The organism is Comamonas sp. JNW, from assembly GCF_003105075.1.
Lineage (GTDB): Bacteria > Pseudomonadota > Gammaproteobacteria > Burkholderiales > Burkholderiaceae_C > Comamonas > Comamonas squillarum.
Window position 1 is genome coordinate 104380 of sequence record NZ_QETI01000012.1, and the last position, 14260, is coordinate 118639.

Sequence of the window (14260 nt, forward strand, 5' to 3'; positions counted from 1 at the left end):
TCTCCCCGCTATGAACCGCCTCCGCTACATGTCCGTCCGGGTGCTCCAGGGTCTGCTGGTGCTCATGTGCATAGCCACCGTCAACTTCATGCTGATCCGGGCAGCGCCCGGCGACCCGGTTGCCGTCATTGCCGGTGAAGCCGGTGCCTCGGACCCGCAGTTTGTCGCCCAGCTGCGCGAGCAGTTCGGTCTGGACAAGCCCGTCACCACCCAGCTGGCCAACTACCTGGGCCACATCACGCAGCTGGACCTGGGCTTTTCCTACCGGCAGCAGCGCCCGGTGCTGGATCTGATTGCCGAGCGCCTGCCCGCTACCTTGCTGCTCACCGGCAGCGCGTTTGTGATGTCGCTGATCTTTGGCGTGGCCTTGGGCGCCACGGCCAGCCGCCATGTCGGCAAATGGGTGGACAGCGCCATCACCTTTGTGGCGCTGGTGTTCTATGCCACGCCGCTGTATTGGCTGGCCATGATGGCGGTGCTGGTGTTCTCGGTGCAGCTGAGCTGGCTGCCCGGTTTTGGCTACTTCACCGTCGGGAGCGACGCCACCGGCTTTGCCCGCGCCTGGGACATTGCCCAGCATCTGGTGCTGCCGTCCCTCACGCTGGCGCTCTTTTATATGGCGGTCTATGCCCGCATGACCCGGGCCTCGATGCTCGAAGTCGCGCAGATGGACTTTGTCAAAACCGCCCGCGCCAAGGGCGTGCGCATGGGCCGCATCCAGCGCCAGCACATTCTGCGCAATGCCTTGCTGCCCATCGTTACCTTGGCGGGCATCCAGGCCGGCGGCCTCATTGGCGGCGCGGTGCTGACCGAGACGGTGTTTGCCTGGCCCGGCATTGGCCGCCTGATGTTCGATGCCCTGCTGCAGCGCGACTACAACCTGCTGCTGGGCTGCTTCCTGGTTGCAGCCGCCGTGGCGGTGCTGTTCAACCTGATCACTGATTTTGTCTACACCCTGGTCGATCCCCGGATCGAGCTGGGCTGAAACGGAGCCTTGCGATGACTGCTATTTCCGAGCCGGCCCTGGTGGCCGCTACGCCTCCCGCCAAGAACAAGCACCGCTCGACCTTCTGGAGCCGCTTTTGCCGCAACCGGGGCGCCCTTTTGGGCCTGGCCATCTTGCTGGTCGTGGCGCTCTTGGTCTGCTTTGGCCCGCTGCTGGCCGCGCACAACCCCTGGGACATGGTCGAGCAACCCTTTTTGCCGCCGATGGAGCGCGCAGGCTTTGCGATGGGCACCGACACCATGGGCCGCGACATTCTCTCGGGCCTGGTGCTGGGCGCGCGCATTTCGCTGCTGATCGCCGTGATCTCGACCCTGGTGTCGCTGCTGATTGGCGTGGGCATTGGCGCGGTATCGGGCTACTTTGGCGGCTGGGTCGATGCCAGCCTGATGCGCTTTACCGAAATGTTCCAGTCTGTACCCAGCTTTGCACTGGCCCTGGTACTGGTGGCGATTTTTGAGCCCTCGGTCAACTCCATCATTGTGGCCATTGCGCTCGTGTCCTGGCCGCCGGTGGCGCGCCTGGTGCGCGGCGAATTCCTGACCCTGCGCCAGCGCGACTTTGTCGCCGCCGCCCAGCTGGCTGGCCAAAGCACGCCCCGCATCATCCTGGCGCAGATCCTGCCCAATGCCGCCTCGTCCATCGTGGTGATGGCGTCCCTGATGGTGGCCACCGCCATCCTGCTGGAATCGAGCCTGAGCTTTATGGGCCTGGGCGACCCCAACCTGATGAGCTGGGGCTACATGATCGGCTCGGCCCGCACCGTGCTGCGCCAGGCCTGGTGGATGGCGGTGTTCCCCGGCGTCGCCATCCTGCTCACCGTGCTGGCCTTCAACCTGGTGGGCGAGGGGCTGAACGACGGACTCAATGCGCGCCAGGACGGGAAGACACGATGAACGCCTACTCACACGAAGCCCTGCATATGCTTGCACAAATGCCTGACCAGCCTGCCACCCCAGAGCCGGTGCTGACCGTGCGCGGCCTGGACATCCGCCTGCCGCTGGGCGCCGACCGCGCCTTGGCCGTCACCCAGGCCAACCTGCAGATCCTGCCCGGCCAGACCCTGTGCGTGGTCGGTGAATCGGGCTCGGGCAAGTCCATGATCGCCAACGCCATCATGGGCCTGCTGCCCCGCCCCAAGGTGGAGCCCGTCGCTGGCGAGATCCTGTTTGACGGCAAAGACCTGCTGAGCCTGAGCGAAGACCAGCTGCGCGAGCTGCGTGGCAGCCGCATGGCCATGGTCTTCCAGGAGCCGATGACGGCGCTGAACCCGGTGATGCGCATTGGCGACCAGATGGCCGAGGCGCTGGATGCCCACCTGCAGCTGCCCGCTGCCGACAAGCGCCGCCGCATCATCGCGGCCCTCACCGATGTGGGCCTGCCCGAGCCCGAGCGCCTGATCGACGCCTATCCGTTTCGTCTCTCGGGCGGCCAGCGCCAGCGCGTGATGATCGCCATCGCGATGCTGCTCGAGCCCAGCCTGTTGATCGCCGACGAGCCCACCACGGCGTTGGATGTGACCACGCAGGCGCAGATCCTGCAGCTGATGCGCGCGCTGCAGAAAAAGCGCGGCATGGCCATGCTGTTCATCACCCACGACTTTGGCGTGGTAGCCGAGATTGCCGACCATGTGGTGGTGATGCAAACCGGTGTGGTGGTCGAAGCCGGCCCAGCCGGCCAGGTGCTGCGCAACCCCCAGCACGCCTATACCAAGAAGCTGCTGGCCGCCATTCCGCATGGCAATGTGCGCGAGACCCAGGCCAGCACGGCGCAGCCGGTGCTGCAGGTCAAGGACCTGTGCAAGGTCTACCGCACTGGCGGCGGCTTTTTGCGGCCCGCGCGCGAGGTGGTGGCCGCCGAGCGCATCAGCTTTGAGCTGGGCCGCGCCCAGACCCTGGGCGTGGTCGGAGAGTCGGGCTCGGGCAAGTCGTCGCTGGGCCGCTGCATCGTGGGCCTGGCACCGTTTGACAGCGGCGAGATCCTCTTCAACGGCCAGCGCCTGAGCTCGGGCGCCGCGCTGCGCCGCCAGGCCAAGGGCAAGATCCAGATGGTCTTCCAGGACCCCTATGCATCGCTCAACCCGCGCCACAAGATTGGCGCGGCCATTGCCAGCGGCCCCATTGCCCAGGGTGTCCCCAAGGCCGAGGCCCTGCGCCGCACGATGGAGCTGCTGGAGCTGGTCGGCCTGGGCCCCGAGGCAGCCGAGCGCTACCCGCATGAGTTCTCTGGCGGCCAGCGCCAACGCATTGGCATTGCCCGCGCGCTGGCGATGGAGCCTTCGTTGCTGGTGGCGGACGAGCCGGTCTCCGCGCTCGATGTGTCCGTGCAAGCTCAGGTGCTCAAGCTGTTTGCCGAGGTGCGCGAGCGCTTTCAGCTCAGCATGGTCTTCATCACCCATGACCTGCGCGTGGCCGGCCAGATGTGCGACCACCTGGCCGTCATGCAGCGGGGCCGCATTGTGGAATACGGCCCGACCGCCCAGGTGCTGGGCAACCCCCAGCACCCCTATACCCAGACCTTGATCGACGCCATTCCCTCGCTGGAGCACCGCCGCGACGAGGTGGACGCGGGCAACGCACAAACGCGGAGCCGCGCATGAGCATGACCACCATGCCCACCACCGATGCCCAGGCCGCTGTGCCGGGCCGCACTGCCAGCCACGCCAGTGACATGCCCCGCAGCATTGCCTTTTTGAGCAAGAGCATTGCGATGGACTTTTTGCTGCCCGCCTACCAGGCCCAGTTCCCCGGCAGCCGGCTGCTGCTGGGCGCCGAGCTGCAGGCGCTGCTCGATGCCGGCCAGCACGGCGATATCGAGGTGGCAGTGTGCTGGCACCCGCCCGCCGCCCAACTCGCGCAGCTGACCCAGGCCGCTGGCCTGCAGCTGGTGCAATCGATTGCCGCCGGCATTGACCATATCGACACCCAGGCCCTGCCCACCAGCACCCCCGTGTGCCGCATTGTGGACAGCACCATGGGTTATGGCATGACGGCCTTTGTCAGCTGGGCCGTCATCCACCGCCAGCGCCATATGGACCGCTATGTGGCCCATGCGGCGCAGCGCCAGTGGCGCGAGGAGCCCATCGTTGCGCCCAGCCGCCACCGCGTTGGGATTGCAGGCTTGGGCACCCTGGGCCAGGGCTGTGCCCGCGCGCTGCTGGCCATGGGCTACCAGGTGCGCGGCTGGAGCCGATCGGCCAAGCAGGATCTGCCCGCCGGTCTGGAGGGTTTGCAGACCTTCCACGGCCAGGCGCAGAAGGCAGAGTTTTTGAGCGGCTGCGACACCCTCGTCTGCCTGCTGCCGCTGACGGGCGAAACCCAGGGCTTTCTCGATCTGGCCTTAATGCGCCAGCTGCCGCGCGGCGCGCACCTGATCAATGTGGGCCGAGGGGCGCACCTGGTCGAGGCCGATTTGCTGACCGCGCTGGCCGAGGGCCAGATTGGCGCGGCCACGCTGGACACCTTCAGCGCCGAGCCGCTGCCAGCCGACCACCCGTTCTGGCAGGACGAGCGCATTCTGGTGACCCCACATATCGCCACCCGCACCGATCCACGCGTGATCGCCCAGCAGACCGCCCACAACTTCAGCCGCATCCGCGCAGGCCAGGCCGCCGAGGTGGCCGTGGACCTGGGGCGCGGCTACTGACACCCCGCCATACCTAGCAACAGCAAGCACCACCAGCCCCCAGGAGATTTGGACATGAACGCAGCAGACAACACCCCCAAACGCAGCGCGCTGGACGCCCAGGACATTGGCGCCCACCTGCACCCCTACACCAACCTGGCCGCCCATGAGGACGTGGGCCCGCTGATGATCACGCGGGGCGATGGCATCCATGTGATCGACGAACAAGGCCGCAAGTACATCGAGGGCATGTCCGCGCTGTGGTGCAGCTCGCTGGGCTTCAGCCACCCGCGCCTGGTGCAGGCCGGCATCGATGCGCTCAAGACCTTGCCCTACTACCACACCTTCAACCACCGCTCCAACCCAGCGATTGCCCAGCTGGCGGACCGGCTGATCCAGCTGGCCCCGGCACCGATGGCCAAGGTCTTCTTTGCCAACTCGGGCTCGGAAGCCAATGACACGGCCATCAAGATCATCTGGTACTACCACAACGCCATTGGCAAACCCGCCAAGAAAAAGATCCTGTCGCGCCAGCGCGGCTACCACGGCGTGACGGTGGCGGCCGCCAGCCTGACCGGCCTGCCCGCCAACCACCAGGATTTTGACCTGCCGATTGCGCGCATCGGCCATGTGGAATGCCCGCACCACTACCGCTATGCCAACCCCGGCGAGAGCGAGGCCGACTTTGCCACCCGCCTGGCCGATGCGCTGGAGCAGCGCATTCTGCAGGAGGGCCCGGACACTGTGGCCGCCTTCATTGCCGAGCCGGTGATGGGCGCTGGCGGCGTCATCGTGCCGCCCGAGACCTATTTTGAAAAAATCCAGGCCGTGCTGCGCAAGTACGAGGTGCTGATGGTGGCCGACGAGGTCATCTGCGGCTTTGGCCGCACCGGCCAGATGTTCGGCTCGCACACTTTTGGCATCCAGCCCGACATCCTCACCTGCGCCAAGGCGCTGTCTTCGGGCTATGTGCCTATCTCGGCCGTCATGGTATCGCCCACCGTCTACGAGGCCATGGCCGCCAACAGCGGCAAGATCGGCACCTTTGGCCATGGCTATACGTATTCTGGCCACCCGGTGGCGGCGGCCGTGGCGCTGGAGACGCTCAAGGTCTACGAGGACGAGCAGATCCTGGCCCATGTCAACCGGCTGAGCCCCCTCTTCCAAGGCCGCTTGCGCGGTTACCTGGAGCGCGCCTATGTCGGCGAGGCCCGGGGCGTGGGCATGATTGGCGCCATCGAGCTGGTCGCCGACAAGGCCACGCGCCAACCCTTTGACCCCGCCCTGAAGCTGGGCTACCGCCTGGCCCAGTACGCGCAGGAAGAAGGCCTGATCGTGCGCGCCATGGGCGACGCCGTGGCACTGTGCCCGCCGCTGATCATCATCGAGGCCGAGATGGCCGAGATGTTTGCCCGCCTGGACCGCGCGCTGGACAAGCTGCAGGTCACCCTGCCATGAGCGCCGCCATGCAAGCCTTCTACAGCCCCGATCAGGCGCTGCACCACCCCAGCCAGTTCATGCGGCTGGGCAAGCTGGTGCCCGCGCCCGATCTGCCCAGCCGCGCCGAAACCCTGGCCGATGCCTTGCAGCAGGCGGGCCTGGCCGTCAGCACCCCGCCCGACCTGGGCCGCGCGCCACTCGAGGCCGTGCACGCCCCGCACTACCTGGACTACCTGCAAAGCGCCTGGCCGCGCTGGCAAGCGATGCTGGCGAGCGGCGCCAATGCCGGCCCCGAGGTGATGGCCAACCTCTCACCCTACGCCGGCGTGCCCGCCGGCAGGCGCCGCCCGCCCTGCCCATCGCCGGCGCTGATACCGCAAACCGGCTACTACCTGGGCGATCTGTCCTGCCCGCTCGGGCCGGACAGCTGGCAGTCCATCCTGCGTTCGGCCCACAGTGCCGTGGCTGCGGCCGATGCGGTGATTGCCGGCGAGCGCATGGCCTATGCGCTGTGCCGTCCCTCGGGCCACCATGCGCACTGGGACCGGGCCAGCGGCTTTTGCTATGTCAACAACAACGCCTGCGCTGCTGCGCGCCTGGCCGCGCATTTTGGGCGGGTGGCTGTGCTCGATGTCGATGCCCACCATGGCGATGGCACGCAGAGCATCTTCTACGCCCGGGACGACGTGCTGACGGTCTCTACCCATGCGGAGACCAGCAGCTACTTTCCGTTCTACACCGGCTATGCCGATGAGCGCGGCGCCGGCGCGGGCGAGGGCTACAACCTGAACCTGCCCCTCGCCCATGGCAGCGGCAACGCGGAGTTTTTGGCTGCGGTGGACACCGGCTTGGACGCCGTGCGCAGCTTTGCCCCGAAAGCCGTCGTGCTGGCCCTCGGCTTTGACACCTTCAAGGACGACCCGATCAGTGTGCTCAAGGTCGACTTTGAGGCCTACCGCGCCGTCGGCCAAAAGCTGCGTGCGCTGGAGCTGCCCTTGGTGGTGGTGCAAGAAGGCGGCTACCTGGTCGAAGCGATTGGCCCGGGCCTGCAGGCTTTCTTGGAGGGCCTCCATGGCTGAGCAGGCCGTGCAGTCCAGCAACCCGGCAGTAGCACTGCGCGAGGCCGATGCCACGCGCCGGCTGCGCCAGGGGCTGGGCCTGTTTTTGGCAGCGCTGCTGTGCTTTGCCTGCTACGACGCCTTTGCCAAGCACATGCTGGCCCGCTATCCGGCCACCGTGATGAACCTCTCGCGCTACACGGCCATCGGCGTGCTGGCCTTGTGGGTCATGCACCGGCATGGCGACTGGTCGGCGCTGCGCTGGGGGCGCCTGCGCAGCGGCAAATTGCTGCTGCTGCGCAGCCTGATGCTGGCCATTGTGGCCACCTGCTTTATGACGGCGCTGGCCACGATGCCGCTGGCCGAGGCCACCGCCATCTACTTCACAGCGCCCCTCATCATGGTGGCGCTCTCGCCCTGGCTGCTGGGCGAGCGCGTCGGCCGCGTGCAATGGGTGGCGGTGCTGCTGGGCTTTGCCGGCATGCTGCTGATCGTGCGTCCGGGCAATGCGCTGCCGCTGGCCGGCACGGTGCTGATGGCCATCTCGGCCGTCTGCTATGCACTGTTCCAGGTGCTCACCCGCAAGCTCTCGGGCCTGGTGCCCACGGCCGTGCAGTTTGCCTATATGGCGCTGTTTTGCCTGGTCATCACCAACCTGCCCGCCCTCTTCCACCCGATCACCGAATGGCCCGATGCGCCGCAGCTGGCCTTGCTGCTGGCCGGTGGCTTTGTCAGCGGTGGCGCGCAGCTGCTGCTGCTCCAGGCCTTCCAGCGCGCCTCGGCCTCGACCCTGGCGCCGATGAATTATGTACAACTGTTGCTGGCGGTGTTGATCAGCACGTTCTGGTTCCAACGGCCGCCAGACAGCCTGGCCCTTTATGGCATGCTGATGATCAGCGCTGCCGGTGTGTACCTTGCATGGCCCCGGCGGCAAAAGTACCCCGCTCACCAGGCATCCCGACATGACATCTGAGACCCTTACTAAAACCATCGCCCTGCAGGACGAGGAGACAGACAACCCCGGCTTTTCGTCGATCCGGGTGCCCGATCTGGTGGAGCTGGTCGAGCGCCAGCTGCTGCAGGCCATTTTTGAAGGCCGGCTGCCACCGGGCTCGCGCATCGTGGAGGCCGAGCTTTCGCGCCAGATGGGCGTGAGCCGCGCCCCGCTGCGCGAAGCAGCGCGCCGGCTGGAAAGCCAGGGCGTCATCGTCTCGACGCCGCGCAAGGGCTTTACCGTGCGCACCTTCAGCCCCAAGGAGATCCAGGACCTGTTCCAGGTGCGCCTAGGCCTCGAAGTGATGGCCGCGCGCCTGGCCTGCGAGGTGGCGACCGATGCGCAGCTCGCAGCGCTCAAGGCCTATGCCGATGACATGCTCGAGCGCGCACCGACCCTGAGCAATATCGAGCGCGTCACGATGGACCTGGGCATGCACACCGCCATCTCGCGGCTGTCGGGCAACGAGTACCTGCAGCGCATCTTTGCCAACATGCAGGCCGAGATCCGCATCTGCCAGGGCTTTATCGAGCGCCAGTACCGCGACCCGGTGTTTATTGCGCAGTCGCATTTCCCGGTGGTCGATGCCATCTTGCGCCGCGATGCCGATGCCGCAGAAAAAGCGCTGCGCGTGCACCTGGTGGACGCCCAGGACAAGGCCCATGCCCAGGTGCTGCACGGCGACCAGGCGCCGGACGCTGGTGCCGGCGCTGCGCCAACACCGGCCACCCCAGCCAAGGCCAAGCCCGGCGCCACCGCCTCCCCCGTTTCTTCCTCCCGACGAAAACCGCCAAGACCATGAAATTCATCTACAGCCACGAGCACCGCAGCCACGACCCGCAGCAATTCATGGTGCGCGGCCAACTCAAGCGCAGCAACGAGCAACCCGAACGCGCCGAGATCCTGCTGCGCTCCGCCCAAAAGGCCGGCCACCAGCCGATGCTGGCCGAAGACTTTGGACCCAGCCCGCGCGCCGCCGTCCACACCCCCGAGTACCTGCACTTTCTGCAAACCGCCTGGCAACGCTGGCAGGCGCTGCCCGATGCCTCGCTCGAAGTGCTGCCCAATGTCTTCCCCTTCCCCGGCCAGCCCTTTACCTACCCCGACCATCTGGTCGGCCAGGCCGGCTACCACATGGGTGACTGCGCCTGCAGCATGGGCGAGCACACCTGGCACGCGGCGATCAACTCCGCCCACTGCGCGACGCATGCCGCCGAGCTGGTGCTGCAGGGCGAACAGGCCGCCTACGCGCTGTGCCGCCCACCCGGCCACCACGCCTATGTGGACCGCGCCAACGGCTTTTGCTACCTGAACAACGCCGCCATCGCCGCCCAGCACCTGCGCAGCAAACATGCCCGCGTCGCCGTGCTCGACATCGACGTGCACCACGGCAACGGCACCCAGGGCATCTTCTGGCGCCGCAACGATGTGCTGACCGTATCGATCCATGCCGATCCGCATTTCTGCACCCCGTTCTTTACCGGCCATGCGCATGAGCGCGGCGAAGGCGAAGGCCTGGGCTACAACCTGAACCTGCCCCAGCCCAAGGGCACCACCACCGACCAGTACCTGCGCGCACTGGAAACCGCCCTCACCACCATTCGCCACTACGCCCCCGGCGCCCTGGTGCTGGCCCTGGGCCTGGACGCCCACGAACACGACCCCTACCAGGCCCTGGCGATCGACACCCCCGGCTTCGCCCGCATCACTGAAAAAATCGCGCAGCTGGGGCTGCCGACGGTGATCGTGCAGGAAGGCGGGTATCTGAGTGAGGACCTGGGCTTGAATCTGGAGAGTGCGTTGCGGGGGTTCGAAACGGGAGCAGGCGACAGGTAGGCTAGAATTTGCCAACCGGGATAGCAGCCTCCCGGCCCGCAAGGTTAGACGGTGTCCCGTCCAAGTGCTGGGTATTCTCTATGGAGTTTTTATGGACACCGGTTTGCCCAGATCAACGGACCCCGTTGCACCTACGTCTCTGTCGCTGTCTGAAGCTTTACGCTTCTGGCTGAAGCTGGGGTTCATCAGCTTTGGTGGCCCTGCCGGTCAAATCGCCCTCATGCATGAGGAGTTGGTTGACCGCCTCCGGTGGATCTCCGAAAAGCGCTTTCTGCACGCCCTCAACTATTGCATGCTGCTGCCCGGACCGGAAGCGCAGCAGCTGGCCACCTATCTGGGTTGGTTGCTGCACCGGACCTGGGGTGGTGTCCTGGCCGGCATTCTTTTTGTTCTGCCGTCACTCTTTCTCATCATTGCGCTGGCGTGGCTGTATATGGCCCATGGTGACATGCCCGTCATTGCAGGTTTCTTCTATGGCATAAAGCCGGCAGTGACGGCGCTGGTGGCCCAGGCCGCCTACCGCGTGGGGTCCCGTTCACTCAAGAACCGCTGGCATTGGGGCATTGCGGCCGCTGCGTTCATGGCCATCTTCGCGCTGAATGTTCCGTTTCCGCTGATTGTGGTGGTGGCAGCTGCCGTCGGCTACCTTGGCGGCAAGGTCCAGCCGGAGGCCTTTGGTGGCGCCAGCCATGGCCCAGGCGCCGCAGTTCGGCATGGAGGACATGCACTGATAGACGACAACACCCCCACGCCGCCGCATGCCCGATTTTCCTGGCGGAGATTCTGGTCCGTGGCGCTGGTGTGCCTGGCACTGTGGGCTGGCGCCATGGCCCTGTTTGCGGCGCTGTTTGGGCGGGATTCCGTGTTGGTGCAAATGGGCTGGTTCTTCACCAAGGCAGCGCTGATGACCTTTGGAGGCGCCTATGCGGTGCTGCCTTACGTCTACCAAGGAGCCGTGGATAACTTCCACTGGTTGACCGCGCCCCAAATGATGGACGGGTTGGCCTTGGGTGAGACCACCCCTGGCCCGCTCATCATGGTGGTGTCCTTCGTGGCTTTCGTCGGGGGTTGGACCAAGGCCATCTTCGGTGCGGATTCGCTGCTGCTGGCGGGCATGGTGTCGGCCGTGGTGGTCACGTTCTTCACATTTCTGCCCTCGTTCCTTTTCATATTGCTGGGCGGCCCGTTCATCGAGTCCACCCACGGCAACCTGAAGTTCACCGCGCCATTGGTAGGCATCACCGCAGCCGTTGTCGGTGTCATCGTGAATCTGGCTGTCTTCTTTGCCTACCATGTGATGTGGCCCCAGGGCTTCGCAGGAAACCTGGATGGGGCATCCATTGCCATAGGGCTGGCAGCGGCCATTGCCTTGCTTCGCTACCGGGTCAATGTGGTGTATGTGATTGTGGCTGCGGGCTTTGCCGGTTTATTGGTGCGGCTGTTGCTCTGACTGTCCCCACCGCATGCAGGCCTGGGTCGGCATGGCCATCGCCAGGCGCAGCAGCGGGGCCTGAGCAACGGACGACAACGCATAGCGATGGCTAGCGCGCCTGTGGCAACGCACCAGCGGCCTTTGACTCCAGGCCCGGTAGGAGGGCATCGAGCGCAACGGCCTCCGCCATGGCTCTATGGCCTGCATCGCCGGGGTGCAAATGGTCTCCCGAGTCGAATCGCGAGGCGATGCGTGCCGGCTTCGCTGGATCGCGCAGCGCCGCATCAAAATCGATGACGGCATCAAAGGCTCCGCTGTGGCGGATCCAGTCGTTCACCTGTGCGCGCAGCGCGTCCTTGCCGGGTTGGTAGTAATCGGCGAGCGGCGTGCCGGGCAATGCGCCCTCAAAGGGCGTCAGTGTGGCGCCTAGAACGCGAATGCCCCGGCTGTGCGCTTGCGCAATCAATTGGCGGTAGCCCGCCGTCAGGGAAGCCAGGGTGGGCGGCTCTGCATGCTTTGCAAATGCGGTACCGGGCCAGGCTATGTCGTTGATACCCAGCAGCACAATGATGCTTCGCACCCCCAGTTGCGCCAGTACATCACGCTCGAGCCGCGCCAGCGCATTGGCGCCCATGCCATCGGACAACAACCTGGCCCCTGAGATACCCGCATTGACCACAGCCACGCCATGCGGCGCCAGCCGGGCAGCCAGAAAGTCCGGCCAGCGGCTGTCCTTGTTCAAGGTGGCTGCTGCGCCATCGGTGATGGAATCACCAATCACTGCCACAGCGCGCGCGGCGGGGCCAGTCTCCACCGCGATCCCCGTCAGCAACGGTCGGGCCGTGGTGCTTTGCCTGTCGGGATCAGCGATCTGTAGGCTGGTCGCCTGAGTTTGATCGCCAGACACGATCCAGCCCGTCTGGCGGCCATCCCAGTGGAACGTGCTGATCGGCGTGGCCTGGGGCAGGTACAGGCTCACCGCCACCTGAGACAGCGCGGGCACCGGGAGTGCCACCGGATCACTGACCCAAGATGCGCTTGGCGGGATCGTCACGCCCTCCTGGCCGCCAAAACTGACGGCCCGCAGGCTGCCATCGGTGACCGCGCCAGCTGCGCTGGCTTCCCGAAAACGGGCCACCGTCGCCTTGCCCACAAAGAGCGGCTGCTTGCCGTAGGCGTTGGACAGCACGATGCGCAAGCGCTCGCCCCCCAGGCTGATGCGTGCCACCTGGCGCACGGTTTGCGCATGCAACGCGGCCGGAAGGTGCGTCGGAAACAGAAAATCCGTGCCCCACACGGGCTGGGGGCTGGCCTGCCAGGTGGCCACCCAGCCGTTGCCGGTAGCAGCATCCGCGGCCCGCGCAGGCGTGATAGGCACGGCGCCTAGCGTGAGGGTCAACGCCAGCATCGCAGCGGCTCCAGCGCTTGCAAGCGGCACAGTCAGTCTTTTCATATCAGTGAATTCAAAGTCCTTGGAAGAACAGATGATGAATTCAAAGATCAGATTGGAATAGACTGGCCGCTAGAACATCATTTGTGAATTGATCTCAACAAGGAGGACCGCATGGCGCGTCTGGAAGTCAATCGGTCCGGCGAACTGGAGGTGTTCGTGCGCGTGATTGAATCAGGGGGCTTCTCCGCCGCTGCGCGCGCCGTTGGCATGACGCCGTCTGCGGTCAGCAAGTTGGTAGCTCGCCTGGAACAGCGTCTGGGCACTAGACTGGTGAACCGGTCTACCAGGCAGCTCCAACTCACGCCCGAAGGCTGCGTCTTCTACGAGCGCGGGGTACGTATCCTGGCCGATCTGGAAGAAGCAGAGCACTGCGCCAGTACGCACACTGCGCCGCGCGGTCGGCTGCGCGTCAATGCCAACGTACCCTTCGGCCACCATTTTCTGCTGCCGCTTGCGCCTGCATTTCTGGCGTCCCATCCCGACGTGACGCTGGATATCGTATTGACCGATGAGGTGATCGACATCCTGGAGCAGCGTACCGATGTAGCCGTGCGTGCCGGGCCGATGAAGGATTCCAACCTGGTGGCGCGGAAGTTGGGCGGCACACGCATGCTGATTGTGGGAGCGCCCAGCTATCTGGCCCGCCATGACATGCCAACCACGCCGCAGGAACTGGAGCACCACAACCGCCTGGGAGCAAACTATGCACGGGCGCAACCCGGCTGGCCGCTGCGGCATACCGGTGAAGATGCCGTCCTTCCCATCAATGGCAATGCGCAGGCCAGTGACGGCGAAGCCTTGCGCCAGTTGGCGCTGGCGGGGCTGGGTTTGGCGCGCCTGGCCGCCTTCCAGGTACGCGAGGACTTGGCCGCTGGACGCCTGCTGCCGGTTCTCGAACACTGCAATCCGGGCGATATCGAAGAGGTACACGCCGTCTATGTCGGACAAGGCGGCTATCTGCCGCTGCGCGTGCGCGCTTTTCTTGACTTTCTGGTCCAGACGGTTGATCTCGACAAGCATTGAGGCAGACCCGGGGCCAAAAAGGAGTTAGGAAATTCCTAACAGCGGTCAACGATCGGCTCGCGGTGTAGCCCGTCCAGAGCTGCAACAGTGCGCTATTGTCGTTCAGGCAAGCATTCGTCAGTACCAGCACCGGCAAGCGCAGCCGATGTTTGTGCCTCATCCATCTGAACCCAGCAGTCCGCAAATGGTGATCCTCAATTCGTCTCGGCGAATTAGAAAGAAGCGCCGAATTGTAAAGACCCAAAATTTGTGAATCCACCTCGCCTACTGCTGCGTACAGCGCAAGTAGCAAGAGCCGACGTCATCAGTCTCCACTGACCAGGCTTTTGTGCTGAGCTGCTTCTTGCTGCACCGTGTGCTGTCTAACGACGGCGCATTCCTGTGTAGGTAGGCGCGT

Annotated in this window: 12 protein-coding genes; 11 read left to right on the forward strand and 1 reads right to left on the reverse strand. The window is 65.4% G+C overall.

From position 1 onward, the window contains the following. The first annotated feature begins 10 nt into the window (after nt 1-10). From DCO45_RS17125 to chrA, 10 genes are all read left to right on the forward strand, one after another. Complete coding sequence (locus DCO45_RS17125; RefSeq protein WP_021025248.1) at nt 11-985, forward strand: ABC transporter permease; 975 nt, start codon at nt 11-13, stop codon at nt 983-985. 14 nt (nt 986-999) lie between these two features. After that, on the forward strand, nt 1000-1899 hold the full coding sequence (locus DCO45_RS17130) for an ABC transporter permease (RefSeq protein WP_116926946.1): 900 nt from the start codon (nt 1000-1002) through the stop codon (nt 1897-1899). A 26-nt stretch (nt 1900-1925) separates the two neighbouring features. After that, the gene (locus DCO45_RS17135; RefSeq protein ID WP_116926994.1) at nt 1926-3602 is read left to right on the forward strand and encodes an ABC transporter ATP-binding protein; all 1677 of its coding nucleotides are present in this window, start codon (nt 1926-1928) and stop codon (nt 3600-3602) included. Continuing rightward, nucleotides 3599-4648: a glyoxylate/hydroxypyruvate reductase A gene (locus DCO45_RS17140; RefSeq protein ID WP_347707647.1), complete on the forward strand. Its 1050-nt coding sequence runs from the start codon at nt 3599-3601 to the stop codon at nt 4646-4648. The genes DCO45_RS17135 and DCO45_RS17140 overlap by 4 nt, the downstream gene beginning before the upstream one ends. A gap of 54 nt (nt 4649-4702) precedes the next feature. Then, nucleotides 4703-6085, forward strand: coding sequence for an aspartate aminotransferase family protein (locus DCO45_RS17145; RefSeq protein WP_116926947.1), 1383 nt, complete (start codon nt 4703-4705; stop codon nt 6083-6085). 8 nt (nt 6086-6093) lie between these two features. Further along, the gene (locus DCO45_RS17150; protein ID WP_116926996.1) at nt 6094-7146 is read left to right on the forward strand and encodes a histone deacetylase family protein; all 1053 of its coding nucleotides are present in this window, start codon (nt 6094-6096) and stop codon (nt 7144-7146) included. Next, entirely contained in the window at nt 7139-8098 is a 960-nt protein-coding gene (locus DCO45_RS17155) for a DMT family transporter (RefSeq protein WP_116926948.1), read from the forward strand. The genes DCO45_RS17150 and DCO45_RS17155 overlap by 8 nt, the downstream gene beginning before the upstream one ends. Further along, nucleotides 8088-8921 (forward strand): GntR family transcriptional regulator, encoded by an 834-nt coding sequence (locus tag DCO45_RS17160; RefSeq protein ID WP_116926949.1) that lies wholly within the window; start codon nt 8088-8090, stop codon nt 8919-8921. The genes DCO45_RS17155 and DCO45_RS17160 overlap by 11 nt, the downstream gene beginning before the upstream one ends. Continuing rightward, nucleotides 8918-9955 (forward strand): histone deacetylase family protein, encoded by a 1038-nt coding sequence (locus DCO45_RS17165; RefSeq protein WP_116926950.1) that lies wholly within the window; start codon nt 8918-8920, stop codon nt 9953-9955. Before DCO45_RS17160 ends, DCO45_RS17165 begins: the two co-directional genes overlap by 4 nt. 91 nt (nt 9956-10046) lie before the next feature. Then, a complete protein-coding gene (gene chrA, locus DCO45_RS17170; RefSeq protein ID WP_116926951.1) occupies nt 10047-11405 on the forward strand; it encodes a chromate efflux transporter in 1359 nt (452 codons plus the stop codon). A 91-nt stretch (nt 11406-11496) separates the two neighbouring features. Here the strand turns inward: chrA and DCO45_RS17175 are convergent, their stop codons facing one another. Next, nucleotides 11497-12840 (reverse strand): SGNH/GDSL hydrolase family protein, encoded by a 1344-nt coding sequence (locus tag DCO45_RS17175; protein WP_207788095.1) that lies wholly within the window; start codon nt 12838-12840, stop codon nt 11497-11499. 111 nt (nt 12841-12951) lie between these two features. On the opposite strand from DCO45_RS17175, the gene DCO45_RS17180 reads away from it, so the two are divergent. Continuing rightward, the gene (locus tag DCO45_RS17180) at nt 12952-13863 is read left to right on the forward strand and encodes a LysR substrate-binding domain-containing protein (protein ID WP_116926953.1); all 912 of its coding nucleotides are present in this window, start codon (nt 12952-12954) and stop codon (nt 13861-13863) included. The last annotated feature ends 397 nt before the right edge of the window (nt 13864-14260 follow it).

Coding starts and splice junctions, on each gene's coding strand:
- DCO45_RS17165 (WP_116926950.1), top strand. CDS start 8,918: ATGAAATTCATCTACAGCCACGAGCACCGCAGCCACGACCCGCAGCAA.
- chrA (WP_116926951.1), top strand. CDS start 10,047: ATGGACACCGGTTTGCCCAGATCAACGGACCCCGTTGCACCTACGTCT.
- DCO45_RS17155 (WP_116926948.1), top strand. CDS start 7,139: ATGGCTGAGCAGGCCGTGCAGTCCAGCAACCCGGCAGTAGCACTGCGC.
- DCO45_RS17125 (WP_021025248.1), top strand. CDS start 11: ATGAACCGCCTCCGCTACATGTCCGTCCGGGTGCTCCAGGGTCTGCTG.
- DCO45_RS17150 (WP_116926996.1), top strand. CDS start 6,094: ATGCAAGCCTTCTACAGCCCCGATCAGGCGCTGCACCACCCCAGCCAG.
- DCO45_RS17160 (WP_116926949.1), top strand. CDS start 8,088: ATGACATCTGAGACCCTTACTAAAACCATCGCCCTGCAGGACGAGGAG.
- DCO45_RS17175 (WP_207788095.1), bottom strand. CDS start 12,840: ATGAAAAGACTGACTGTGCCGCTTGCAAGCGCTGGAGCCGCTGCGATG.
- DCO45_RS17145 (WP_116926947.1), top strand. CDS start 4,703: ATGAACGCAGCAGACAACACCCCCAAACGCAGCGCGCTGGACGCCCAG.
- DCO45_RS17140 (WP_347707647.1), top strand. CDS start 3,599: ATGAGCATGACCACCATGCCCACCACCGATGCCCAGGCCGCTGTGCCG.
- DCO45_RS17180 (WP_116926953.1), top strand. CDS start 12,952: ATGGCGCGTCTGGAAGTCAATCGGTCCGGCGAACTGGAGGTGTTCGTG.
- DCO45_RS17130 (WP_116926946.1), top strand. CDS start 1,000: ATGACTGCTATTTCCGAGCCGGCCCTGGTGGCCGCTACGCCTCCCGCC.
- DCO45_RS17135 (WP_116926994.1), top strand. CDS start 1,926: ATGCTTGCACAAATGCCTGACCAGCCTGCCACCCCAGAGCCGGTGCTG.